22 protein-coding genes and 1 riboswitch are annotated in these 23445 nt (G+C 72.5%); of the genes, 10 read left to right on the top strand and 12 right to left on the bottom strand.

The window, feature by feature from the left end; all coding sequences use genetic code 11:
* The first annotated feature begins 5 nt into the window (after window positions 1-5).
* Window positions 6-638, top strand: a complete 633-nt coding sequence (locus tag AB0M39_RS16525) for a sulfite oxidase-like oxidoreductase (RefSeq protein WP_365364736.1) — start codon at window positions 6-8, stop codon at window positions 636-638.
* A 78-nt stretch (window positions 639-716) separates the two neighbouring features.
* On the opposite strand, the gene AB0M39_RS16520 is transcribed toward AB0M39_RS16525, so the two are convergent.
* The 6 genes from AB0M39_RS16520 to thiO all read right to left on the bottom strand — a co-directional run bounded on the left by AB0M39_RS16520 (window position 717) and on the right by thiO (window position 7128).
* The gene (locus tag AB0M39_RS16520) at window positions 717-1304 is read right to left on the bottom strand and encodes a DUF4396 domain-containing protein (protein WP_365364734.1); all 588 of its coding nucleotides are present in this window, start codon (window positions 1302-1304) and stop codon (window positions 717-719) included.
* Window positions 1305-1377: 73 nt separating this feature from the next.
* Complete coding sequence (locus AB0M39_RS16515) at window positions 1378-2238, bottom strand: deoxyribonuclease IV (RefSeq protein ID WP_365364732.1); 861 nt, start codon at window positions 2236-2238, stop codon at window positions 1378-1380.
* A 5-nt stretch (window positions 2239-2243) separates the two neighbouring features.
* The gene (pknB, locus tag AB0M39_RS16510) at window positions 2244-4268 is read right to left on the bottom strand and encodes a Stk1 family PASTA domain-containing Ser/Thr kinase (RefSeq protein ID WP_365364730.1); all 2025 of its coding nucleotides are present in this window, start codon (window positions 4266-4268) and stop codon (window positions 2244-2246) included.
* 662 nt (window positions 4269-4930) lie between these two features.
* A complete protein-coding gene (locus AB0M39_RS16505; RefSeq protein ID WP_365364728.1) occupies window positions 4931-5725 on the bottom strand; it encodes a thiazole synthase in 795 nt (264 codons plus the stop codon).
* Between the two features lie 6 nt (window positions 5726-5731).
* A complete protein-coding gene (gene thiS / locus AB0M39_RS16500; RefSeq protein WP_365364726.1) occupies window positions 5732-5932 on the bottom strand; it encodes a sulfur carrier protein ThiS in 201 nt (66 codons plus the stop codon).
* A gap of 17 nt (window positions 5933-5949) precedes the next feature.
* Window positions 5950-7128 carry a glycine oxidase ThiO gene (gene thiO / locus AB0M39_RS16495; protein WP_365364724.1) on the bottom strand — a complete coding sequence of 393 codons (1179 nt, stop codon included), beginning with the start codon at window positions 7126-7128 and terminating at the stop codon, window positions 5950-5952.
* Window positions 7126-7238: riboswitch (TPP riboswitch) on the bottom strand. (Overlaps the previous gene by 3 nt.)
* Window positions 7239-7289: 51 nt before the next feature.
* Here thiO and AB0M39_RS16490 point away from each other — a divergent pair.
* From AB0M39_RS16490 to AB0M39_RS16465, 6 genes are all read left to right on the top strand, one after another.
* Window positions 7290-7631 carry a hypothetical protein gene (locus tag AB0M39_RS16490; protein WP_365364722.1) on the top strand — a complete coding sequence of 114 codons (342 nt, stop codon included), beginning with the start codon at window positions 7290-7292 and terminating at the stop codon, window positions 7629-7631.
* A 199-nt stretch (window positions 7632-7830) separates the two neighbouring features.
* On the top strand, window positions 7831-9003 hold the full coding sequence (locus tag AB0M39_RS16485) for an FAD-dependent oxidoreductase (protein ID WP_365364830.1): 1173 nt from the start codon (window positions 7831-7833) through the stop codon (window positions 9001-9003).
* Between the two features lie 42 nt (window positions 9004-9045).
* Window positions 9046-9411, top strand: coding sequence for an Rv2175c family DNA-binding protein (locus AB0M39_RS16480; RefSeq protein WP_365364720.1), 366 nt, complete (start codon window positions 9046-9048; stop codon window positions 9409-9411).
* A 149-nt stretch (window positions 9412-9560) separates the two neighbouring features.
* Entirely contained in the window at window positions 9561-10211 is a 651-nt protein-coding gene (gene thiE, locus AB0M39_RS16475; RefSeq protein ID WP_365364718.1) for a thiamine phosphate synthase, read from the top strand.
* A gap of 161 nt (window positions 10212-10372) precedes the next feature.
* Window positions 10373-11290 (top strand): methylenetetrahydrofolate reductase [NAD(P)H], encoded by a 918-nt coding sequence (gene metF, locus AB0M39_RS16470; protein ID WP_365364716.1) that lies wholly within the window; start codon window positions 10373-10375, stop codon window positions 11288-11290.
* A 52-nt stretch (window positions 11291-11342) separates the two neighbouring features.
* Window positions 11343-12158 carry a hypothetical protein gene (locus AB0M39_RS16465; protein WP_365364714.1) on the top strand — a complete coding sequence of 272 codons (816 nt, stop codon included), beginning with the start codon at window positions 11343-11345 and terminating at the stop codon, window positions 12156-12158.
* A 425-nt stretch (window positions 12159-12583) separates the two neighbouring features.
* Here AB0M39_RS16465 and AB0M39_RS16460 read toward each other — a convergent pair whose 3' ends face one another.
* The 5 genes from AB0M39_RS16460 to AB0M39_RS16440 form a co-directional block, all read right to left on the bottom strand.
* The gene (locus AB0M39_RS16460) at window positions 12584-14080 is read right to left on the bottom strand and encodes an NAD(P)/FAD-dependent oxidoreductase (RefSeq protein WP_365364712.1); all 1497 of its coding nucleotides are present in this window, start codon (window positions 14078-14080) and stop codon (window positions 12584-12586) included.
* Between the two features lie 64 nt (window positions 14081-14144).
* Window positions 14145-14762, bottom strand: a complete 618-nt coding sequence (locus tag AB0M39_RS16455; protein ID WP_365364710.1) for a DUF4126 domain-containing protein — start codon at window positions 14760-14762, stop codon at window positions 14145-14147.
* Window positions 14763-15183: 421 nt separating this feature from the next.
* Window positions 15184-15792, bottom strand: coding sequence for a helix-turn-helix domain-containing protein (locus tag AB0M39_RS16450; protein WP_365364828.1), 609 nt, complete (start codon window positions 15790-15792; stop codon window positions 15184-15186).
* Window positions 15793-15830: 38 nt separating this feature from the next.
* Complete coding sequence (locus tag AB0M39_RS16445) at window positions 15831-17918, bottom strand: YhgE/Pip domain-containing protein (protein ID WP_365364708.1); 2088 nt, start codon at window positions 17916-17918, stop codon at window positions 15831-15833.
* On the bottom strand, window positions 17890-18927 hold the full coding sequence (locus AB0M39_RS16440) for an ATP-binding cassette domain-containing protein (protein ID WP_365364706.1): 1038 nt from the start codon (window positions 18925-18927) through the stop codon (window positions 17890-17892). Before AB0M39_RS16440 ends, AB0M39_RS16445 begins: the two co-directional genes overlap by 29 nt.
* A 159-nt stretch (window positions 18928-19086) precedes the next feature.
* On the opposite strand from AB0M39_RS16440, the gene AB0M39_RS16435 reads away from it, so the two are divergent.
* From AB0M39_RS16435 to AB0M39_RS16425, 3 genes are all read left to right on the top strand, one after another.
* Entirely contained in the window at window positions 19087-19626 is a 540-nt protein-coding gene (locus AB0M39_RS16435) for an SAV_6107 family HEPN domain-containing protein (RefSeq protein ID WP_365364704.1), read from the top strand.
* A 103-nt stretch (window positions 19627-19729) separates the two neighbouring features.
* Window positions 19730-20488, top strand: coding sequence for a methyltransferase (locus AB0M39_RS16430; protein ID WP_365364702.1), 759 nt, complete (start codon window positions 19730-19732; stop codon window positions 20486-20488).
* 251 nt (window positions 20489-20739) lie between these two features.
* A complete protein-coding gene (locus AB0M39_RS16425) occupies window positions 20740-21138 on the top strand; it encodes a DUF3040 domain-containing protein (RefSeq protein WP_365364700.1) in 399 nt (132 codons plus the stop codon).
* A 553-nt stretch (window positions 21139-21691) separates the two neighbouring features.
* Here AB0M39_RS16425 and AB0M39_RS16420 read toward each other — a convergent pair.
* Window positions 21692-23445, bottom strand: a 1754-nt coding sequence (locus tag AB0M39_RS16420) for a DUF3488 and transglutaminase-like domain-containing protein (RefSeq protein ID WP_365364698.1), incomplete at its 5' end; no start/stop codon positions are given.

The raw sequence follows: 23445 nt of genomic DNA, 5'->3' as shown, positions 1-23445 counted from the left end.
ATGGCATGGGTCAGCCGGAGAGCCGGGAAAACCGCGCATCAGAGCAGTCCGAGCTACCGCCGGGGCAGCGACTGCAGCGTGGATGGCCGGTCACTCACTACGGCCCCGTACCCAAGTTCAAGCCGGACCGCTGGGAGTTCAGGGTCTTCGGCGCCACGGCGGACGGCGACAAGCGCTGCTGGAACCACGAGGAGTTCTCGGCGCTGCCCTTCTCCACGGTCGTGGCCGATCTGCACTGCGTGACGAAGTTCAGCATGCTGGGGGCCGAATGGGGTGGTGTGGCCGCCCGCACGATCGTCGATCTGCATCCGCCGGCCGCGAACGTCACCCATGTCATGGTCTGGGCGGAGTACGGATTCAGCGCCAATCTGCGTCTGTCCGACTTCGTCTCCGAGCGCACTGTCTTCGCCACCCACAAGGACGGCGAACTGCTCACCGCCGAGCACGGCTTCCCGCTGCGGCTCGTGGTGCCGCATCTGTACGCCTGGAAAGGGCCCAAGTGGGTCCGTGGCGTGGAGTACATGACCGCCGATCGCCGTGGCTTCTGGGAGGAGCGCGGCTATCACAACGTCGGGGACCCCTGGCGGGAGCAGCGCTACTCCTACCAGGAGGAGCCGGGGGACGGCCCGGAGCTCTGATCCCGGTCCGCGTTCCGCGGTGGTGACGCGGACTCAGCGACGCCGGTGGCGGTACGGGCTCCGCGGCGCGGTCCGGACTCAGTGGTACTGGTGCACCACCGCGTGGCCCTTGCCGCGGCCGATCATCCACTTGTTCACGGGTGTCGTGACCAGGAAGGCGATGAGGAACGCGAAGGCGAGCGCGCCCCAGAACAGCCCGTCGGACAGATGCGCGTCCATCGCGCCCGGCACGAGCAGCAGCACGCCGTTGTCGACGAGCTCCATCACGGCGATCGAGAGCGTGTCGGCGGCGAGGGCGACCCCGATCGCGGCCTTCAGGCTCAGTCCGCCGCGCACGACCGCGACGAGGGTCAGCGCGTAGCCGAAGAAGAAGGCCAGAACGATGGCGAGGGCCATCGTCGGGGCGTTGCCCCAGCCCAGGGAGGTGCCGATGATCATGCCGAGCACCTCGCCGACGGCGCAGCCGGTGAGGCAGTGAAGGGTGGCCTTGGCGGCCATGGCCCAGCTGGCGCCTCTGCCGTGGTCGCCGTGCCCGTGGTGTCCTGTGTGCTCGCCGTGCGCCCCATGTCTGCTGTGGTCGCGCTGGTCGCTGTGCTCGCTGTGTCCTGCGTGCTCGCCGTGCCCGCTGTGCTCGGAGTGGTGGTGGGCGTGTGCGCCGTGCTGCATGAGACGACTCCCATGGCTGGTAGCGGTTCCTGCCGACAGCAGGAACCGTATACCCCCCTGGGGTATTCCTCAATCAATCTCGGCGATCACGCAGCTTCTTCAGCAGCGCCACATCGGCCGCGTACGCCTCCGTGGGCCCTGGCGTCTCGATGATCAGCGGCACGCCCTCGGTCGCCGGGTGCCGCATCAGCTCCCGGAACGGCTCCTCGCCGATGTGCCCCACGCCGATGTTCTCGTGGCGGTCCTTGTGGGCCCCGACGACGTCCTTGGAGTCATTGGCGTGGATCAGCTTGAGCCGCCCCTCGCCGACCGTCTCCACCAGCTGGTCCAGCGTCTGCGCCATCCCGTGCGGGCCCGCCAGGTCGTGCCCCGCGGCGAAGGCGTGGCAGGTGTCCAGACAGACGCCCAGCTTGGGATGCGCGTCGAGCGCCTCGAAGTACGGACCGAAGTCCCACATCCTGGAACAGAGCGAGAAGCCCTGCCCGGCCGTCGACTCCAGCAGCAGGAACGGGTCGTCGTCGTGCGTCAGCTCGTCGAGCAGCGGCAGCACCCGCTCCCGTACCTGCGCCAGCGCCACCGCGCGAGTGCGGCCGCCGGTCGCGGAGCCGGTGTGCACCACCACGCCCCGCGCGCCGATCGCCCGCGCCCGCCGCAGCGAGTGGCGCATCGACTCCACCGACTTCTCGGCGGTCGCCTCGGTGTGCGAGCCGAAGTTGATCAGATACGGAGCGTGGACCCACGCCGATATGCCCTCGGCGGCGCACTCGGCCCGGAACCGCTCGTCCTGCGCCGGGTTGCCGGCCGGCGTCGCCCAGCCGCGGGGATTGGCCACGAAGACCTGGACCGCCTCCGCCGCCAGCTCGCGGGCGTAGCCGAGTCCGGCCGTGGCGAGGCCGCCGGCCACGGGAACATGGCCGCCGACGGGGTTGCGCATCAGGTCTACAGTCCCTTGATCTTGAGCTTGACGGTGCTGCCCTCGGGAGCCTGGTCGCCGCCGGCGACGGACTGGCTCTCCACGGTGTCGCCGAGGAACGGGAAGCTCTTCTCGGTGTCGACCTGGAAGCCCGCGGCCTCCAGCTCGCTCGTGGCGTCGTCGACGTTGTCGCCGACGACGTCGGGGACCTCGATCATCCGCGGGCCCTTGGAGACCGTCAGCGTGATGGTGTCGCCGCGGGCCAGCTGAGCGCCTTCGGCGGCGGACTGCTTGGCGACCGAGCCCGCCTCCACGGAGGAGTTGATCTGCTCCGAGGCGATCTTGATCTTGAAGCCGGCCTCCTGGAGCTCGGTGGTGGCGTCGTCGACGGTGTCGCCGGTCACATCCGGCACCTCGATCGGAGCGCCCTTGCTGACCACGAGGGCGATGGCCGTGTCCGGGCTGCGCTTGCTCCCGGCGGCCGGGTCCGTGCTGACCACCGCGCCCTGCTCGACCTCGTCGCTGAACTCCTTCGTGACCACGCCGGGCGCCAGGCCCAGCTTCTTCAGCTCGCGCTCGGCCTGGGCGAGGGGCTTGCCCTCCAGCTCGGGCACCTCGACGATCTTCGGCCCCCGCGACACGATCAGCGTCACCGAGCCGTTGCCGCGGATGCGCGCGTTGGTCTTCGGGTCGGTGTCCATGACGGTGCCGCGCTTGACCGTCTCGCTGAAGTCGCGGCGGACCTCGCGCACGTCCAGGCCGGCGCCCTCGAGCTTCTGCTTCGCGGCCTGCTCGGTCTTGCCGATCAGCGCGGGGACACGGGTGAACTGCCCGGAGTTGATGTACCAGACGCCCGCGCCCACGCCGAGCACCACAAGCGCCACCAGCAGCGCGAGGACGCCGCGCCGCTGGAGCGGCCGTCGGCCGGAGCCGGCGCCGGACGGCTGGTACGAGGGCTGGTCCGGCGGCTCTGCGGGCGGCATCGCCAGCCGGGCGGTGTGGTTGACGGCGGGCTCCTCGGTCGGGAGCACCCGCGGGATCACGCTCGTGTGGTCCTCGGACGACGCGGGGGCCGAGCCGTCCTCGGGGCGGCTCTCGCCCTGGTCCCAGGATCCGTCCCAGCCCGCGGCGCCGTCCGCGGCGGCGGGCAGGTCGGCCTCGCCCGCGGTCGTAAGCGCCTGCGGCGGGACGGCGTCCAGCTGCGCGTCGCTCAGCGCGGCGCGGGCCTCGCGGGACTGGGCCAGCAGGGCGACCGCGTCGTACGGGCGGACGTCGGGGTTGCGCGCGGTGGCGCTCGCGACCAGCTCGTCGAGCTCGACGGCGAGCTCGGGGGCCAGCGCGGAGGGCGCGGGAACGTCCGCGTTCAGATGCTGGAAGAGCACCTGCGCCGGCGTGTCGCCGTGGTGCGGCTTGGCGCCGGTCAGCATCTCGTACAGCACGACCCCGCAGGCGTACACGTCGGCGCGGGTGTCGGCCGTGCCGTGCTCTATCTGCTCGGGCGCGAGATACGAGACGGTGCCGAGGACGGTGCCGGTGGTGTTGGTCACGGAGCCCACGGCTCGTACGAGACCGAAGTCGGCGACCTTGACCCGGCCGTCGTCTCCTATCAGCACGTTCTCGGGCTTCATGTCCCGGTGGACGAAACCGGCCCGGTGCGCGGCGCCCAGGGCGGCCAGCACGGGCTCGAGGATGTCGAGCGCGGCCCGCGGCTGAAGCGCTCCGCGCTCGCGCAGGACGTCGCGCAGGGTGCAGCCGGCGACGTACTCCATGGCCAGATAGACGTACGCCCCCTCGGCGCCCTGGTCGAAGACACCCACCACGTTGGGGTGCGCCAGACGGGCGACGGATTTGGCCTCGCGGATGAATCGCTCCACGAAGGAGGCGTCGGCGGCGAGCGCGGGGTGCATCACCTTGAGGGCGAGCACGCGGTCGAGGCGGGTGTCGACGGCCCGGTAGACCGTAGCCATTCCGCCGACGGCGATGCGCGCGTCAACGCGGTAGCGGCCGTCGAGCACCTGCCCGACGAGAGGGTCCTGGAGGGTCGTATCCACGCGGGAGATTCTACGAGTCACCCAAGGCAGGGGGGACGGGCCGGGGTGGGGCTGGGGCGGGACTGAAGCCGACCTGTGACGGTTGCTGCCGTGGTCGCCCGGCGGTCGAGCCCTCTGTCCTCAATCGCCGGACGGGCTGGAATCGTGCCCCCGGCCCTGGGGCGGGGGTCCGTCCTCAAACGCCGGACGGGCTGTAGTCGCGCCCTTGCCCGGGGTGGGGGTTCGTCCTCAATCGCCGGACGGGCTGTAGTCGCGCCCTTGCCCGGGGTGGGGGTCCGTCCTCAAACGCCGGACGGGCTGGAATCGCGCCCTTGCCCGGGGTGGAGGTTCGTCCTCAATCGCCGGACGGGCTGGAGGTGCGCGTGGGACCTGTCCTCAAACGCCGGACGGGCTGGAGGGGCGTGGGACCTGTCCTTGATCGCCGGACGGGCTGGGGGTGGGCGGGCAAATTCAGCCTCGCCGGCGTTTGAGGCGCGGGGTCCGGGGCGGAGCCCCGGCATAGGCCCGCACATCAAGCCCCCGCCGGTGCTCGGGGCGGCCGAATTCAGACCCTCGCGTCCAGCCTCGCGCCCCCGCACGGGCCCGCACATCAAGCCCCGCCGGCGATTGAGGCGCGGGGTCTGGGGCAGAGCCCCAGCCGGGGCGGTCGCGGGGCCGTGAGGTCAGAACGCCGGGCGTTCGGGGTCCAAGGCCGCCCGGCCCTCCGCAGGAGACGACGCCTCCGCGAAGTGGCGCCGCGGAATCCGCCCCGCCCGCCGCGCCAGCCGCCCCGCCTCCACCGCGTGCCGCATCGCCTCCGCCATGAGCACCGGCTCCTGCGCCCGCGTCACCGCCGACGCCAGCATCACCGCCGCGCACCCCAGCTCCATCGCGAGCGCCGCGTCGGACGCCGTGCCCGCCCCGGCGTCCAGGATCACCGGCACGCGCGCGTGCTCGACGATCAGCTGGAAGTTGTGCGGGTTGCGGATGCCCAGCCCAGAGCCGATCGGCGACCCCAGCGGCATGATCGCCGCACAGCCCACGTCCTCCAGCTTCCGGGCGAGCACCGGGTCGTCGTTCGTATACGGAAGGACGGTGAACCCCTCGTCGACCAGGGTCTCCGCCGCGTCCAGCAGCTCGATCGGATCGGGCAGCAGCGTGCGCTCGTCCGCGACGACCTCGAGCTTGACCCAGTCCGTGCCGAGCGCCTCGCGCGCGAGGCGGGCGGTGAGGACGGCCTCCCCGGCGGTGAAGCAGCCCGCGGTGTTGGGCAGGAGGCGGATGTTCAGCCTCTCCAGGACGGAGAGCACGGAGCCCCGCACGGTCGGGTCGACGCGGCGCATCGCGACGGTGGTGAGCTCGGCGCCGCTCGCGACGAGGGAGCGTTCCAGCACGTCGAGGCTTGGCGCCCCGCCCGTGCCCATGATCAGACGGGACGAGAACTCCGTGCCGCCCAGGACGAAACGGTCGTCGGCCATGGCTGATCAGCCTCCCTGCACTGCGGTGAGGACCTCGACCCGGTCGCCGTCGCCGAGCCGGGCGCCGGCCCACTGGCTGCGCGGGACGACGGTCTCGTTGAGGGCGGCGGCGACCCCGGAGGGCGCCGCGGTGAGCGTGGCGACCAGCGTGTCCAGCGTCGTGCCGGCCGCGACGTCGCGTGGCTCTCCGTTCACTGACACGGTCATACGAGTCACTGACACGGTCATACGAGCTGCTCCTGACGTACGGGGGAGAAGCGGCGGGGAGTGAAGGGGCGGGCCTCGTCCGGGAGCTCGCCGGCGACCAGCGCGTGCGCCATGACGTCGCCGGTGAGAGGGGTGAGCAGGACGCCGTTGCGGTAGTGCCCGGTGGCCAGGTGCAGGCCGGGCAGCGTGGTCGGGCCCAGCAGCGGGGCGTTGTCGGGGGAGCCGGGCCGCAGCCCGGCGCGGGTCTCGGTCAGGGGCAGCTCGGTGATGCCGGGCACCAGCTCGTGCGCGTCGCGCAGCAGCTCGTACACCCCGCCCGCGGTGACCGTGGTGTCCCAGCCGAGCTCCTCGCTGGTCGCGCCCACGACCAGCTCGCCGTTCTCGCGCGGCACCAGATAGACATGGCTGCCGCGCACCACGGCCCGTACGGTCCGCGACAGGAAGGGCGCGTACGCGCGCGGCACGGTCAGCCGCAGCACCTGCCCCTTCACCGGCCGTACCGGCGGCAGCACGGCGTCGGGCACCCCGCCCAGCCGGCCGCTGAGCGAGCCGCCCGCCAGGACCACCTGGTCCGCTGCGAGCTGCGTTCCGTCGGTCAGCACCACGCCCGCGGCGCGGTCCCGTACCACCGAGAGCCGCTCGGCCCAGCCGTGGCGGAACTGCACCCCGGCCCGCTCGCACGCCACCGTCAGCGCCTTCGCCAGCCGCCGCGGGTCGACCTGGTGGTCGCCGTCCACCCGTAGCCCGCCGCGTACGCCGGGCGCGAGCATCGGCTCCAGGCGACGGCACTCGCGGCCGGTCAGCCACTCCGACTCCAGCCCGGACCGGCGCTGGAGTGCGTGCAGCTCCCGCAGGTGAGCGCGGTCGTCGGAGTCGAGCGCGACGGCGAGGGTGCCGCAGGCGCGGTAGCCGACCGGCTCGCCGCTCGCCTCCTCCAGCTCGGCGACGAAGGCGGGGTAGCGCCGCGCGGACTCCAGGTTGAGGCCGAGGAGCGTCTGCTCGCCGTAGTGGAGCTCGGTGACGGCGGCGAGCATGCCGGCCGCGACCTGAGCCGCTCCGCCGCCCGGCTCCGGATCGGCGACGGTGACGCGCAGTCCGCGCTGCGCCGCCCGCCAGGCCGTGACCAGGCCGATGATTCCGCCCCCGACGACGAGGACGTCGGATGAGTCTTCGGATGAGTCTTCGGTACGAGGCATGGGCGTCCAGCCCCTCCCTTCGCCGGCATGACCCGGATCAGGTTCGTACGGTCGGAGGCCGCCCAGCCTCCCTCTCAGCCCGGTGCGTCCGGGCTCCCGCGAGTGCTTTACGGTGGCCACCCTAACCCCAGGCCCCAACTGTCAGTAAGGGAGCAGCCGCTGTGGCGAAGTCGCTCGACGGACTCGTACTCTCCCCGGTCGCCGACCAGGCTCCGGGCCAGGTGGGCACGCGGACCCGGTTCGCGTACCACGAGGCACAGGGGAGGATCTGGGCCGAGTACGAGGGCGGCGACGTGGTCCGCGGACACCTCGTCGGGACGCGGGAGGGCGACCGGCTGGACTTCCGTTATGTCCAGTTGAAGACGGACGGCGGGACGTCCTCGGGGCACTGCGTGTCCACGGTCGTCGAGCTGGCGGACGGGCGCGTGCGCCTTGAGGAGAGCTGGGAGTGGGAGTCTCAGGAGGGCAGCGGGACCAGCGTCGTGGAGGAACTCCCTTCCTGACGGATCGTCAGATGCGTAAGGTGATCGGGTGAGCGAGCGGCAGCAGGAGACAGAGCAGCGGACCGACCCGGCGCCGGACTGGCGGGCCGAGGCGTCGGAGCGGCGGACCGACCCGGCACAGGGCCGGCAGTCCGACCCGGCGGCGGAGCAGGGCGCCGCCGCGCCCGGGACGCGGCGGATCGTGGTCGTCGGCGCGGGCATGGCCGGCGTCCAGACCGCGGTGGCCCTGCGGGAGAAGGGCTTCACCGGACCGGTCACGCTGATCGGCGCCGAGCCCCATCAGCCGTACGACAGGCCCCCGCTCTCCAAGGCGATCCTGCTCGGCAAGGCCGAGGACTCCGCCTTCGAGGTCGACTTCGAGGACCTCGACGTCGAGCTGCGGCTCGGCTGCGAGGTGACCGGCGTCCGCCCCGCGGCCCACGAGCTGGACACCGAGGCCGGCCCCGTCCCGTACGACGTCCTGGTCATCGCCACCGGCGCGGAGCCGATCACCCTGCGAGGCTCCGAGGGCGTCCCCGGCGTCCATCTGCTGCGCACGGTCGACGACGCCGCGCGGCTGCGGCCCGTCCTCGCCGAGCAGCACGACGTGGTGGTCGTCGGCGCGGGGTGGATCGGCGCGGAGTTCGCCACGGCCGCCCGCGAGGCGGGCTGCGCGGTCACCGTGGTCGAGGCCGAGGAGCGCCCGCTGGCCGGCGCCCTGCCCGCGGAGGTCGCCGCCCCGATGGCCGACTGGTACGCCGAGTACGGCGTCGAACTGCTCACCCACGCGCGCGTGGCCGACGTCGAGCCCGGCGCGGTGCTCCTCGCGGACGGCCGGCAGCTCCCCGCCGGCGCGGTGGTCGTCGGCATCGGCGCGCGGCCCGCGACCGCGTGGCTGGCCGGCTCCGGCGTCGAGCTGGGCCCGGACGGCGCAATCACGGCGGACGATCATCTGCGCACCTCGCAGCCCGACGTGTACGCGGTGGGGGACTGCGCCTCCTTCCCCTCCGGCCGCTATGGCGAGCGGCTGCTCGTGCACCACTGGGACAACGCCCTCCAGGGGCCGCGCACGGTCGCCGCCGACATCGTCGCGGGCGACGGCGGGACCTCGGAGGCGTACGACCCGGTGCCCTACTTCTGGTCGGAGCAGTTCGGCCGGTTCGTGCAGTACGCGGGCCATCACGCGGCCGCCGACACGACCGTGTGGCGCGGCGACTCCGCCGGCGAGGCGTGGTCGGTGCTCTGGCTGCGGGAGGGCGTCCTGGTGGCGCTGCTGGCCGTGGGGCGGGCCCGTGACCTGGCGCAGGGCCGCAAGCTCATCCAGTCCGGGGCGCGGCTCGATCCCGAGCGCGCCGCCGACCCGGCCGTCCCTCTGAAGGCCGCAGCTCTGTAGGCCCGGCTACCCACTGTCAGTCCGGGATGGCACGCTTGTCCTGTGACCGAGATTGACGCAAAAACCGATGCTCTCGTCCCCGCCTGGCTCTACCTTCCCGACATCGCGGAAATGCTCGATGTCGAGGTGACACGCGTACGGCAGCTGGTCAAGGAGGGCCAGCTGATCGCCGTGCGCCGCGGTGAGAACCGGGCGCTTCAGGTGCCTGCCGCCTTCATCGACGGCGACAAGGTGGTCAAGGGCCTCGCCGGGACCCTGACCCTTCTGAGGGACGACGGCTTCACCGACGAAGAGATGCTCGAGTGGCTCTTCACCCCCGACCCGACCCTGCCGGGCACGCCCGCGCAGGCGCTGGGCGAGAATCGCGGCACGGAGGTGAAGCGCCGGGCTCAGGCGCTCGCCGTCTGACGTCCTCAGAGATTCCGACGTTCCCAGGGGCCTGAGCACCCTGGACACTCCGGCGTCCCTGGACACCAGGGACGCCGCCAGCTGCGGTGTGCGTGCCGGGGCTGCCTGGCCCCTGCCCGCACACCGCCGACCCAACGGGGGAATTGCCCATGTCCACGGCCCGCGCCGCGTTCTCCGACGCCCGGCTCTACCTCTGCACGGACGCGCGCAAGCGGCAGGGAGACCTCGCCGCGTTCCTCGACGCCGTCCTCGGCTCCGGGGTCGACGTCGTGCAGCTGCGCGACAAGGGCATGGAGGCGGGCGAGGAGCTGGAGCATCTGGAGGTCTTCGCCGACGCCTGCCGCCGCCACGGCAAGCTGCTCGCGGTGAACGACCGCGCGGACGTGGCGCACGCCGTCGGCGCCGATGTGCTGCACCTGGGCCAGGGCGATCTGCCCGTCCCGGCGGCCCGCGCGATCCTCGGGGACGACGTGGTGATCGGCCGCTCCACGCACGCCGAGTCCGAGGCCGCCGCGGCCGCGGCCGAGCCCGGCGTGGACTACTTCTGCACCGGCCCCTGCTGGCCCACCCCGACCAAGCCCGGACGGCACGCCCCGGGACTGGACCTCGTGCGCTACACCGCGGCGCTGGAGACCGACCGCCCGTGGTTCGCGATCGGCGGCGTCGACGCGGCCAACCTCGACGAGGTGCTGGACGCGGGCGCCCGCAGGATCGTCGTCGTACGAGCGCTGACAGAGGCCGACGACCCGGCCGCCGCGGCCGCTGACCTGGCCAAGCGCGTCCGCGAGCGCAGTGCATGATCGCCTGCTTATGACGTTGTCACATGACTCGTGCGTGTTCGGGTGACTCCATCCTGTAATCGGATCGCATAACTGTCCGAAGGGTGGACAGTAACCCGGCAAAACGGCCATTTTTCCTTGATCTGGTTGGGCGACTGCCACCGCGTGGTTAACCTGCGGGTATGGCCCTCGGTACAGCTTCGACCAGGATGGATCGCGCGCGAACAGTGCGCGAACTCCTTGCGACCGGCAAGACTTCCTACTCCTTCGAGTTCTGGGCGCCCAAGACCGAAAAGGGCGAGCGGAACCTCTGGAACGCGCTGCGCAGGGTCGAGGCGGTGGCCCCGAACTTCGTCTCCGTGACCTACGGCGCGGGCGGCTCCACCCGCGCCGGCACCGTGAAGGCCACCGAGCAGATCGCGGCCGACACGACGCTCACCCCCGTCGCCCACCTCACCGCGGTGAACCACTCCATCGCCGAGCTGCGCAACATGATCGGGCAGTACGCCGACGCCGGAATCCGCAATATCCTCGCCGTCCGGGGCGACCCGCCCGGCGACCCCATGGGCGAGTGGGTCAAGCACCCCGAGGGCGTGCGGTACGCCGCCGAGCTCGTCGCGCTGATCAAGGAGTCCGGCGACTTCTGCGTCGGCGTCGCGGCCTTCCCCGAGATGCACCCGCGCTCGGACGACTGGGAGACCGACGTCCAGCACTTCGTGGACAAGTGCCATGCCGGCGCCGACTACGCGATCACCCAGATGTTCTTCCAGCCCGAGGACTATCTGCGGCTGCGGGACCGCGTCGGGGCGGCGGGCTGCCAGACCCCGATCATCCCCGAGATCATGCCGGTGACCAGCGTGAAGCAGCTCGAGAGGTTTGCGCAGCTCAGCAACGCCTCGTTCCCGCCCGAGCTGAAAGAGCGGATCCTCTCGGCTCAGAACGATCCGGCCGCTGTACGCTCCATTGGCATCGAGTACGCGACGGAGTTCTGCGCCCGGCTGCTCTCCGAGGGTGTCCCCGGACTGCACTTCATTACGCTCAACAACTCCACGGCAACGCTCGAAATCTACGAGAATCTCGGACTGCACGAGCAGTCGTGACCGGCCGCACCCGCCCCTACCCGGGGCGGGCGGCCGTATGAGAGGGGCGGGCATGGGCTGGACGGTCCTCTACATCGCGTTCGGCATCGTCGCGCTGTGGCTGCTCGGTGAGGTGCTGCTGCAGTACAAGGCGCGGCTGCGCTGGCGGATGCTCGCCTTCGGCGGCTTCCTCGTCGTCGTGCTCGGCGTGCTGATGCCGTCGGTCCCGGTGATCGGGTTCGGCGCGATCGCCTTCGCCGTCGGCCAGACCTATGTCACGCTCTCGTTCCGCCGGGGCTTCTCGACCGGCTGGGCGCTCGGCGGCAGTCCCGGCGCGAGCCGGCGGCGCAAGTCCCCCGGCCAGGACGCGATGCGCGAGCCCACCCTGCAGGTGTCCGACCTCTCCTACGAGCCGGGCGCCGCGGACGGCGAGAGCGCCGTCTACGAGCCGGAGCCGCTGCCCGAGGACACCGGGCAGTACGGCGTCTACAGCGGCGGCGCGGCGTACGCGCCGGCCCCGGACGACAGCCAGAACTTCGCGTCGTACGGCAGCGGGTTCGACGGCTATGACGGCTACGGCCAGCAGACCGCCGGCCAGGACGCCTACGCGGGCATGTACGACTACGGCGGCGGGCAGCAGCAGTACGCCGCGTACTCCGACCCCTATGTCGGCGGCCAGCAGTACGCCTCGTACGACAACTACGACAGCTATGGCGGCCAGCAGCAGTTCGCCGACCCGTACGCCACGGGGTACAGCGACACGCCGCCGGGCGGGGTGTGGGTGCCGCAGCAGCGCGACGGCGAGCAGCAGGTGCCGCCGATGCCGCAGGAGCAGCCTTCGCAGTACGGCTACGACGCGGGATACAACGAGCAGCAGTACCGCTACTGACCTGGCGTGGTGTCGGACGGCTCTCGACCCGGGAGGCGTCGAACCGCTACTGGCCCCGCTCGGCGCCGGACCGCCTTCGCCACGGCTCGGCGCCGGACCCTCTTCGACCCGGCTCGGCGATGGATCCGCTTCGACCCGGGTCGGCGCGAGACCGGTCTCGAACCGGCGAGGTGTCCAGTCGGTTTCGCCACGGCTCGGCGCGAGACCGCTTTTCGCGCCCCGGCTCAGCGTCGGACCTGTCTCGGACCCGGCGAGGCGTCAACCGCTCCTGACCCTGCTCGGCGTCGGACCGCTTTCGCTCCGGCTCGTTGCCGGACCGGTCGCGGCCCGGCAACGAGCCGGACCCTCTTCGTCCCCGCTCCGCGCCGGACCCTCTTCGCCCGGCTCGGCGCCCGCCGTGGGGCGGGTGCCGCCGGCCCCTTGGCCTACTGCGAGCCGCGGAAGTCCGCGCCCTCCACGATCAGGCCGGCCACCAGCGCCCCCGACATCCCCGCGTGCGCGAGTCCGCCGCCGGGGTGTGCCCAGCCGCCCGCGACGTACAGGCCGGGCAGGGGGGAGCGGTTCGCCGCCGGCAGGAAGGCGCCTTCCGCGCCCGCCAGCGCCGGCGCGGGCACCTCGGGTGCGCCGGTCTCCCGGACGGTGTCCGCGGGGGTGCGCACCTCGCGCCAGAGCAGCCGGTCCGCCAGACCGGGAACGGCGACCGCGGCCGCCTCGACCATCCCGTCGGCGAGCCTCCCGGCAGCCGCGGGCCACGACCCCCCGCCCCGGAGCACGGCGGGCACGGTCGCGGTGAGCGTCAGCGACTCATGGCCGTCGTCGGGCCGCAGCCCGGGATCGTCCGGCCGCAGCACGGTCACGGTGGGCCGGCCGCACAGTCGCCCCGCGGCCAGCGCGTCCAGCTCCGCGTCCCGGTCCACGGCGTGCACCACCGTGCGGTGCACCGCGTCGGCGGGACGCGCCCCGCGCAGCGCGAGGAACACGGAGACCCGGCCGCTCACGACGCCCGACTGCCAACGCGGCCACTCGTCCTGGCGGTCCCAGGGGACCACCTGGTCCCGGTACAGCGCGGGCAGCGGGGCGCCGGCCACCACCAGGTCCGCCTCGATCCTCTGGTCGTGGTCGAGCTCCACACCGGCCGCCCGGCCGTCCTTCTCCAGCACCTCCGTCACCGCTGCGCCGAAGACGAACTCGACCCTGCGGGCCAGGCACCGCTCGTACACGGCGTCCGCGAGCGCCCGCATGCCTCCCTGGACGCGCCAGCTGCCGAAGGTCTGCTCCATGTACGGCAGCACGGCGGCGGAGGCGGGCCCGGTGCGCGGATCGACGCCGTACGCCAGGGCGTACCAGTCCAGCAGCGCGGCGAGCCGGGGATCGCGCAGCTCCCACGCCCCCACCTCGCCGAGGGTGCGCGCCGGGCGCCGCAGGAACCGCCGGCTCAGCGCAGGGTAGGGATCGCGCTCGAACCGCGTCGGGTCGTCGGGCAGCGGCTCCTCCAGCAGCGGGCGCCGCGAGCGGTCCCAGGCGTCCCGGGCGCGGCCCAGGAAGTCGCCCCACCGCTCGCCCGCGCCCGCCCCGAGCGCCGCGTCCAGGGCCGAGACGACGCCCGCCCGGGAGGCGTTGGGCAAGGACACCGACGTGCCGTCCGCGAAGCAGTGCCGGCTCGCCGGGTCGGCCTGGACCATCTCGACGCACTTCTCCAGCGGCTCCTTGCCCGTCTTGACGAACAAGTCCCGCCAGACGGCGGGCAGATGCAGCAGCCCCGGTCCGGTGTCGAAGGCGAAGCCGTCCTTCTCGAAGCGGCCCACCGCGCCGCCGTACGTCGTCGAGCGCTCGAACACCGTCACCCGGTGGCCCGCGACGGCCAGCCGGGCAGCAGCTGCCATCGCGCCCATGCCTGCGCCGATCACCGCAATCCGTGCCATGTCAGCGACTTTATCCGCCGCCTGTGACAACCGGCCGAGCCGGTCCGAGCTCGCGGCGGCGCGCTCACTCGGGGAGTCTGGGAAGCCCGGACTGCGCGACCCGCCGCTCCTCGCGGCGCTGCGCTCTGCGCCGCAGAAAGCGGCGGATCCTCGAGGCGAGGAAGACGACGGTCACGATGCCCAGCGCCAGCAGGACCGCCGCGATGATCGCGGCCGCGAGCGGATGGAATATCGCGAAGGTGATCACCCCGGCGACGCCCAGGTCCTCCGCCGTGCTCACGGCGATGTTGCTGAACGGCTCGGGCGAGGTGTTGATCGCCATCCGGGTGCCGGCCTTGACCAGATGGCTCATCAGCGCGGTCGAGCCGCCGACCGCGCCCGCCGCGAGCTCGGGCAGCGAGCCGCTCTCCCCGGCCAGCAGGGCCGCCACGACCGCCCCTGCCACCGGGCGGATCACGGTGTGCACGGAGTCCCATATCGAGTCGACGTACGGGATCTTGTCCGCCACCGCCTCGCACAGGAAGAGCACCCCGGCGACGATCAGCACATCGGTGCGCTGAAGCGACTCGGGCACTTCGTCGGTGAGGCCCGTGGCCCCGAAGACGCCGAGGAGCAGAACCACCGCGTAGGCGTTGATCCCGCTGGCCCAGCCGCTGGTGAAGACGAGAGGGAGTACGGACACGGACGCGATCGTAACCAGAGGGGCGAGCCGCCGGGTGGGGATGAGCGCGCACAGCTGAGTACCCGTACCTAGTACGGGAGATGAGTACGGGCGCGGATGGGCCCGACCTGCGGAGAAGGAAGAGTAGGGACCACGGAAGGGGCGCGGCGCCGGCACCGACGACACGGGGCGGCGGAACGGCGCGGCTCCCCTGACGGAACGGGGGTTGCACGACGGGGACCCGTTGACCGGGGCTCTCCGCTCCACGGGGGATACGGGGAGATCGGGGGGCACGGGGGACTACGGGGGATCACGGGGGAAACCACGCCGGTCCGGCGGGGCTCGGGGGGATCGAGCCTCACCGGACCGGCTTTTCTCTGTCCTGCCGCCGGCGCCCGCTCCCGCGGCTTGACCACTGGCGCCCGCTCACGCAGCTCCGCCTCTAGCGCCCGCTCACGCGGCCGTGCAGCAGCCGCGACAGCGCCGCGTGCACATCGTCGAGCGAGCGCTCCGGCTGGAACGCCTGCCAGTCCAGCGCCGCCACCAGCACCATCCCCACCAGCGCGGCGGCCGTCAGCTGAACGTCGATCTCCTCGCTCAGCTCGCCGTTCTCGACGGCCTCCCGCAGCACCGTCTCGACCACGGCGACCGCCTGCTGCCGCACCACCAGAAGCGTCGACTGCCAGGCCCGGTTGGTGCGCCAGAGCTCGGCGACGTACAGCTGGGTGAAGGCCGGGTACCGGTCGATGAAGACCAGACCCGCCTTGATCATCGCGTCCAGCGCCTCGACCTTGGAGCCGCCGCGCTCCGCCGTCTCGTCGGCGGCGGACTGCAGGGACGCGGTCAGCAGGCCGACGCCGAACCGCAGCAGCTCCTCGAACAGCTCGGTCTTGCTCTTGAAGTTGTAGTAGACCGTGCCCTTGGCGACCCCGGCGCGTTCGGCGATCTCGTCCACCGTGGTGGCTGAGAAGCCCTGCTCGGCGATGAGCGTCACCGCCGCCTCGTAGAGCTTGGCCCGGGTCGCCCGCCGTCTTGTGCTGCTGCTGTCCATGGCGTCCATGACGTCGATTCTCACAGGTCCGCTCCCTGTCAAAGGCTCAGCTCGGGGTGGAGGCGGTCCAGCGTCCACACCTGCTTGCTCCGCGCGGTGAGGGCGGTCAGCGCGAGCGCGCCCGCCGTGAAGGCGGCCAGAACCGCGCACGCCTGCAATACCGGGCCGAGTCCGCCGCCGGTGATGAGGATCCGCAGCGACTCGACGACGTAACTCATCGGCAGGAAGGGGTGGATCGCGTTGAAGAACGCCGGGCTCGTCTGCACGGGGTAGGTGCCGCCTGCGGAGGTCAGCTGGAGCATCAGGACCGCCAGGACGAAGATCCGGCCGGCGGCCCCGAACCGGGCGTTCAGCCACTGGATGATCGCCGAGAAGCAGCAGGTCACCAGGGCGAGGAAGCCGACCGTTCCGGCCGCGTACGCCATCTCGAGGCCCAGTCCCCAGTGCAGTACCGACATCAGCGCGCCCACCTGGAGCAGGCCGATCGCGGCGACCGGCAGCCAGCCCGCCATAGCGATCCGCCAGGCGGAGGCGCCGGCGGCGAGCGCACGCCGGTTGAGCGGCTGGATGATCATGTACGCCACCATCGAGCCCACCCATAGCGAGAGCGGGATGAAGTAAGGGGCGAAGCCCGTGCCGTAGTTGGCGGCCTTGTGCAGGGACTGGTTGGCCAGCTGCACCGGGTCGGACATGACCTCCGTGCGGCGGTCGCGGTCCTTCTTGTCGTAGTCCGGGATCTTCTCCACGCCGTCGTTGAGGCCACCGGCCAGATCCGTGGAGCCGTCGGCCAGCTTGAAGAGCCCGCCGTCGAGGCTCTTGGCGCCCTTCTTGAGCTTGCCGACGCCGGTGTCGAGGTCGGTCGAGCCGCTCTTTGCACTGGTCAGCCCGGTGTGCAGCCGGTCGGCGCCGGCGGCGACCTCCTTGGCGCCGGAGTTGAGCCGGTTGACGTCCCGTACGGACGACTCGATGTCCTCGTCCAGGCGCGGGGAGCGCTTGGCGAGGTCGTCCGCGTTCTTCTGGAGCGTGGCGAGGTGCCCGTCCAGCTTCTTGAGGTCGCCGCTGTTGTTCTTCACCAGGGCGTTGACGTCGTCGGCGATCGTGGCGACGTCGTCGGCGGCGATCTGAGCCTGCTTCAGATCCGGGCAGTAGGCCGGGTCGGGGAGGACTGCCTCCTCGCAGCGAGCGCTATAGAGCTCGCGCAGCTTGTCGGCGGCCTTGTGGGCGCGGTCGGCGGTGCCGGGGGCGCGCTCCACGAGCAGGTCCAGGTTGTGGCGCACGGCCTTGGAGCCGTCGGAGACCAGCCGCGCTGAGTCGCCGATCATCTTGCCGTTGTCCTTGAGGTACGGGCGGATGTCGGCGGCGTACCCGTTGATCTTGTCGGCGAGCTGCTGGGTGCCGGCGGCGACCTTGAGGGAGCCCTTCTCGAGGTCGTCGGCGCCCGTTGCCAGCTTGGTGATGCCGCCGGCCAGCTTGCCGCTGCCGTCCTTGGCGTCCTTCAGGCCGTCCGAGAGGTCCTTCGAGCCCTTCTTCGCCTTGCCGACGCCGTCCTTGAGCTCGTCGGCGCCCTTCGCGGCCTTCTCGGTCGCCTGGTGGATGTCGGAGAAGGAGATGAAGATCTTGTCGAGGAACGAGCGCGAGGCGTCGGTGGAGGCGGCGGTGCGCACCTCGGAGAAGACGGTCCGCGAGATCTGCCCGACGATGTAGTTGTTGGCGTCGTTCGTGCGCACCTGGAGGGCGCCGGTCTCGGGAGAGTCGCCGGAGCTGGAGGCGATGCGCTTGCTGAAGTCCTCGGGCATGGTCAGCGAGAGGTAGTACGAGCCGTCCTCGACGCCCTCGCGGGCCTCGTCAGCGCTCACCTCGTGCCACTGGAAGACGTCGCTGTCGAGCAGGCCCTCGGTGATCTCGTCGCCGGCGCTGATCTTCTTGCCGTCGGCCGTCGCGCCCTTGTCGTCGTTGACGAGGGCGACGGGAATCCGGTCGAGCTTGCCGTACGGGTCCCAGAACGACCACAGGTACAGCGCGCCGTACAGCAGCGGCAGCAGCAGGATCGCGACGAGCGCGGCGCGCGGCAGCTTCCCCCTGCCGAACCGCGTCAGCTCAAGCGCGGCGAGTTTCGGCGAGCGCATCGGACGTCCCCTCCTCGGTGGTGTCTTCGGACTTGGCGGCGGGCGCGTCGGCAGGCGTGTCTTCGGACTTGGCGGCGCTCGTGTCGGCAGGCGTGCCGGCCGACCGGTCCGCGGGCCGGTCCGCGGGCTCCGCGGCGCTGGGCTGCACGGCCTCGGGCTCGGGCTCGGCGGCCTTCTCCGGTCCGGCCGGCTCATCCGACTCGGACGGCTCGGGCTTCCCCGGCGCGGGCGTCGCCTTCGAGGCGGCCTTCGGCGCGAGTCGCTTCCGCGGCGCCGTGCCGGCCTCGGGCTGCGCGGCGTCCGGCGCCATGCGGACGACGGTCGCGCCCTCGGGCGCCTGGCTGCACACCGCGAGCACGGTCACACCGCTGTCGGCGATCGAGCGGAGCAGCTCCCAGGCCTTCGCCCGGTCGGCGTCGGAGAGCTTCAGGTCGGCGTCGTCGACGGCGAGCAGCCGTGGGCGGCCGATCAGCGCGAGGGCGACGGACAGCCGCAGCTCCTCCAGCCGCTCCAGGTCGCGTACCGAGGTGCGCTCCTCCTTCGGCAGGGTCGCCAGGTCGAGCCCGGCGGCCGCCAGGGCCTCGTCGACGCGGCTGCGGGCCTCGGCCGCCCGCTCGGCGCGCGGCCGCAGCAGGGTGCGCAGCGAGCCGTCGAAACGGCGCTGCAGCAGGGCCCGCTCGCGCAGATGCTCGGCGACCGTCAGCGCCGGGTCGAGGTCGCTGACGCCCGGCATCGGGCCCAGCGCGCTGATCCGGCGTACCGCGGCCATCTTGCGCGGCAGCTGCAGTCCGCCCACCTCCGCGCGGCCCGCGGCGGGCCGCATGCGGCCGGTGAGCGCGAGCAGCAGGCAGGTGCGCCCCGAGCCGGAGGGCCCTTCGACGGCGACGAGCGAGCCGGGCCCGGCGTCGACGTCCACCGAGCGGAACGCCCAGCCGCGCGGGCCCTTGAGCCCGAAGTCCTCGGCGACGACGGCCGCCCCTCGCGGGCTGTCGCCCTGTGGGCTGTCCACGTAACCCCTCCCCGATTTTTAAACTGACCAGTCAGTGCAAAAACTACCCCCGAACCCGCGCTCGAACCAAAACCGCTGGTCAGGGCCGATTGTCAGTGGGTCCCCCCACGATGGACACATACGGCCACAGCGCCGTCACACGACGACAGGAGGTTCGTCATGGCCAACTCCTACGCAGCCGCCGCACACCGGCGCCGCGCCACCGGCCCTGCACCCTCACTGACCGGACCGGCGGGCGACGTTCACCCCGTCCTCCGGCGGGCCTCTGCCCCGCCGGCCGCCCTCGACCTGCTCGCCCAGGCCCGCTCGGGACTGGACGAGGCCGCCGACCTCGAGATGCCCAACGAGCGGTATGCCACGGCCCATCTGGCGGCCCTGCGCACCGCGGCCGCGGTCCTCGCGGCGCGCGGCCGGCCCGAGACCAACGAGCGCCGGCGCCAGCGCATACGAAGCGCCTGGGAAGTCCTGCCCGAGATAGCGCCCGAGCTCGCCGAGTGGAGCGCGCTGTTCGCCTCGGGCGCGCAGCGGAGGGCGCGCGCCGAGGCCGGCATCCAGGGCGCCGCGACCCTGCGCGACGCCGACGACCTGCTGCGCGACGCGGCGATGTTCCTGCGGCTGGTCGAGCGGCTGCTGGTGCTTCAGCCGGTGCTGCCACAGCCCGGGACCGAGCCGGAAGGGACGTCGGAGGCCGCGGGATGAGACGGAGAGCGGTGAGGAGGCGCTGAGGCAATAGGGTGGGCGGAGTATTCGACGTAATACGCCCCGCAGGTCGGGGCGAGCACCGCCCGAGGAGTCAACTGCCGTGTCGGACCCGATGCGCCCCCGTGCCTCTCTCCGTACCGCCGTGGTCTGGGAGGTCCTCAGGGACGCTCTCGACCGCCGGGTCAAGGCAACCGGGTCCGCCGCCCTGGATGTCCTGGACACCGGAGGCGGCAGCGGCAACTTCGCGGTGCCCGTGGCTCAGCTCGGGCACCGCGTGACCGTCGTCGACCCCAGCCCCAACGCCCTGTTCGCGCTGGAGCGCCGTGCCGCGGAGTCCGGCGTCGCCGACCGCGTCCGCGGCGTCCAGGGCGATGTGCACGGCCTGTTCGACGTGGTCGAGCGCGGCGGGTACGACGCCGTGCTCTGCCACGGAGTCCTGGAGTACGTGGACGATCCCGGCGAGGGCGTGCGCAATGCCGTGGAGGCGCTCCGGCCCGCCGGCGCGCTCAGCCTGCTCGCCGCCGGGCTCGGCGGGGCCGTCCTCGCCAGGGCGCTGGCCGGGCACTTCACCGAGGCCCGCCACGCGCTTTCCGACCCCGCGGGCCGTTGGGGCACGGGCGATCCGGTGCCCCGGCGCTTCACCGTCGAGCAGCTGACCGAGCTGGTGGCAGCGGCCGGCGCCGAGGTCGGCGCGGTGCACGGCGTACGGGTCTTCGCGGACCTGGTTCCCGGCGTTCTGGTGGACACCGAGCCCGGCGCGCTGGACGCGCTGCTCAAGCTGGAGGCGGCCGCCGCCGAACAGCCCGCGTTCCACTCTGTCGCCACCCAGCTCCATCTGCTCGCCGAGAAGCAGGGCTGATCAGCGGCGCAGCCGCAGATGGAGTACGCCACAGACCGCCCGATCGTGGCCGTCGCCCCGTATGATCGGGGGACACCATCCGGCATGACGGATCGGACGTTGGGGAATCTACGCCTCAGCACCCCGAGCCGGTCATGGCGGCCCGGACTGGCGAAGTTGGCGTTGAGGGCGGGTTTCACGGGGGCGATTCCCTGCCTATCCTGAAAGGGCCGCATTGGTCGCCCCCCGCGACCGACGACTAGGAGGACTCCGTGCCGCTCTCGGAGCACGAGCAGCGAATGCTCGAGCAGATGGAGCGAGCGCTGTACGCCGAAGATCCCAAGTTCGCTACAGCGCTTGAGGGAAGCGGGCTGCGTACGTACACCCGGCGACGGGTCTACCAGGCAGTCGCAGGCTTCCTGGTGGGTATCGCGCTCCTCATGGCCGGAATGGTCGCTCAGCAGATCTGGATCAGCGTGGTGGGGTTCCTCGTCATGCTCGGCTGTGCGGTCCTCGCGGTCACCGGCTGGCGCAAGGCGCCTAAACCGGGTGAGCAGCAGACCCTTGGGGACACGGCGGCGACAGCCCGCCGACACCCACGTCAGCGCAAGTCGATGATGGACCGGATCGAGCAGCGGTGGCAGCGCCGTCGCGACGAACAGGGCCACTGACGACACCGTCCGCAGATCGCTGAGACCGCGGCTCTCGCCAGTCGCGGGCCCACGACACGCGGAACTCACACTTGCCGTACGGGTGAGGGGCGACGCTCGAGAGAGCGCCGCCCCTCACCCGTACAGCCATGTCTGAAGCCTGGCCCCAGGCGGTCTGAGGCCAGGCCCGAGCGGGACGCGTCCGGAGGCCCGGCTCGGTCCCGCACGGCGGCCTCTGCGGTGGCGGTCCGTGCGGTTAGCGGTCCGTGCGGCGGATCGGGCGCTGGGCAGGGCTCACGGGCCGGGCTGACGAGCAGGGCAGGCGGGTAGGGCCCCCGACGGGCGCAGCTGGAGCCGGGCCCGGTACAGCTCGTACGCCTACGCCCGACCCGCACGTCAGACGCGTACGCGCGACCTCTACGGGCCGACCCGTACGCCCCACCAGCACGCCAGACCCGTACGCGCGACCCGTACGCCCGACCCCTACCGCGCCAGTCATAAGACGGCGGCGCCTCGGGTCGGACTCGCGTCCGGCCCGAGGCACCGTGTCCCCAGTGATCAGCGGTTCAGCGGATCAGCCTCGCTGCCGGGACGGGCGGCGCAGGAGTCCCGCCCACCGGTCCAGACGCCACCGGCGCACGCCCCAGCGGTCCGTGAGCGACGTCCAGCGGGCCGACAGGGCCCAGATCACCCGGATGGACGAACGGGGCGCGAGAAGAGCCCTCAGGCGCGTCTGGGTGCTCGCCGAGGCGCGCAGTCCGGCCGCTGCCTTCTCGACGTCGTCCGCGAGCCCCGAACCCGGCCTGGGCTCGGGTGCGTACAGCACCTGCTCCACCGCCCTGGCCACACGGTGCACCGCGTCCGCGGAGCCGCCCTCCAGCGTGCCCAGCCGGACGATGCGGGCGGCGGCCTTGCGGGCCGTCAGCGACTCGTCGGGCAGGATGCCGTGGTCCCAGGCGGTGTCGCCGATCTCCTGCCAGGCCGCGAGCGTCCGGGCGGCGGCGTCCGCCGGCGTGCGCCCACGGGTGCCCAGCCGGCGCCCGCGCAGGGTGATCCGCCAGAGCATCGGCAGCAGAGGCAGCAGCACCGCGAGAACCACGCCCAGCGCCACCAGGAGCACCGTCCCCAGCGGGAAGCCGGGGTCCTCGGGCGGCAGGACCGGCGCCGGAGCGGCCGCCCCGCACTCGCCGAGCTGCCGCGCCTGCGGCGGGCAGCTGTCCGAGGCCGACGGCGCGGCGGACGGCGCGGCCGAGGCGCTGGCCTCGGGCTGCGCCGGGTCGCTGGGCCCGCCGGACGGGGTCTGCTCACGGGTGTACTCAGGCGTGCTGCCCCGGGTCGGGGTCGGCTCGAACCGCGTCCAGCCCACACCCTCGAAGTACAGCTCGGGCCAGGCGTGCGCGTCGCGCAGACCGACCGACATGGTGCCGTCCGAGCGCGGGGACCCCGGAGTGAAGCCCACCGCGACCCGGGCCGGAATGCCCAGCGTCCTGGCCATCGCCGCCATCGAGAAGGAGAAGTGAACGCAGAACCCCTCCTTCTGCTTCAGGAAGCGAGTGATCGCGGCGACGCCGGTGCCCGACTGGACCTCCTGGGTCTCGTAGCGGAAGCCGCCGTCCACGGCGAACCAGTCCTGGAGCTTCACCGCCCGCTCGTAGTCGTTCGACGCGCCCTTGGTGACCTGCTTCGCGGTCTCCTTGACCACGTCCGGCAGCACGTCGGGCACCTTCGTGTACTCGCGCAGCAGCGCCGCCGGGGCTCGGGACGCGGTCGCGAGCTGCTCGGCCGTCGGCTTCACGACGAGGCTGGTGACCGAGTACTGCGCGCCGCCGGTGTCCTGCTTGCGGTCGCCGACCAGGGTCCGGCCGGCGGGCTCGAAGCGCCAGCGGCCGTCGATGTCCACCTTGACCGCGGGGAACGGCATCGGCAGCCAGTTCTGCTTGTACGAGTCGGCGGCCGACAGGTTCGTCTTGACCTCGGTGACCCCGACGGAGGGGCTGAGGCCGTCCGGCTGCGGGAGCCGGTCGGGGACGTCCTTGACCTTGCGCTCCGAGGACTTCCACTGGGTGCCGTCGAACTGGTCCAGCGCCACGATCCGCAAGTACATGTCCTGCGTGTTCGTCGCGTTCGTGCGGTACCGGATCACCTCGCGGTCCTGCGGCTGGTTCAGGCTGTCCTGTAGCGAGACCAGCGGGTTCACCGCCGAGATGGTGCCGCCGCCCGACCCCGGGCCGTCGCCGCCGCCCGGGCCGCCCAGCAGGCCGCCGTCCAGCGCGGGAAGGGCCGCCGGGACCACGAGGGCGACGCCCAGCGCGAGCGCGCCGATCCGCC

Source organism: Streptomyces sp. NPDC051907, assembly GCF_040681075.1.
Classification (GTDB): domain Bacteria; phylum Actinomycetota; class Actinomycetes; order Streptomycetales; family Streptomycetaceae; genus Streptomyces.
This window is presented reverse-complemented; position numbering and strand designations above follow the sequence as displayed.

Coding starts and splice junctions, on each gene's coding strand:
- AB0M39_RS16445 (WP_365364708.1), bottom strand. CDS start 17,918: ATGCGCTCGCCGAAACTCGCCGCGCTTGAGCTGACGCGGTTCGGCAGG.
- AB0M39_RS16460 (WP_365364712.1), bottom strand. CDS start 14,080: ATGGCACGGATTGCGGTGATCGGCGCAGGCATGGGCGCGATGGCAGCT.
- AB0M39_RS16435 (WP_365364704.1), top strand. CDS start 19,087: ATGGCCAACTCCTACGCAGCCGCCGCACACCGGCGCCGCGCCACCGGC.
- thiS (WP_365364726.1), bottom strand. CDS start 5,932: ATGACCGTGTCAGTGAACGGAGAGCCACGCGACGTCGCGGCCGGCACG.
- AB0M39_RS16515 (WP_365364732.1), bottom strand. CDS start 2,238: ATGCGCAACCCCGTCGGCGGCCATGTTCCCGTGGCCGGCGGCCTCGCC.
- thiO (WP_365364724.1), bottom strand. CDS start 7,128: ATGCCTCGTACCGAAGACTCATCCGAAGACTCATCCGACGTCCTCGTC.
- AB0M39_RS16485 (WP_365364830.1), top strand. CDS start 7,831: ATGGCCGGCGTCCAGACCGCGGTGGCCCTGCGGGAGAAGGGCTTCACC.
- AB0M39_RS16505 (WP_365364728.1), bottom strand. CDS start 5,725: ATGGCCGACGACCGTTTCGTCCTGGGCGGCACGGAGTTCTCGTCCCGT.
- metF (WP_365364716.1), top strand. CDS start 10,373: ATGGCCCTCGGTACAGCTTCGACCAGGATGGATCGCGCGCGAACAGTG.
- thiE (WP_365364718.1), top strand. CDS start 9,561: ATGTCCACGGCCCGCGCCGCGTTCTCCGACGCCCGGCTCTACCTCTGC.
- AB0M39_RS16520 (WP_365364734.1), bottom strand. CDS start 1,304: ATGCAGCACGGCGCACACGCCCACCACCACTCCGAGCACAGCGGGCAC.
- AB0M39_RS16465 (WP_365364714.1), top strand. CDS start 11,343: ATGGGCTGGACGGTCCTCTACATCGCGTTCGGCATCGTCGCGCTGTGG.
- AB0M39_RS16450 (WP_365364828.1), bottom strand. CDS start 15,792: ATGGACAGCAGCAGCACAAGACGGCGGGCGACCCGGGCCAAGCTCTAC.
- AB0M39_RS16525 (WP_365364736.1), top strand. CDS start 6: ATGGGTCAGCCGGAGAGCCGGGAAAACCGCGCATCAGAGCAGTCCGAG.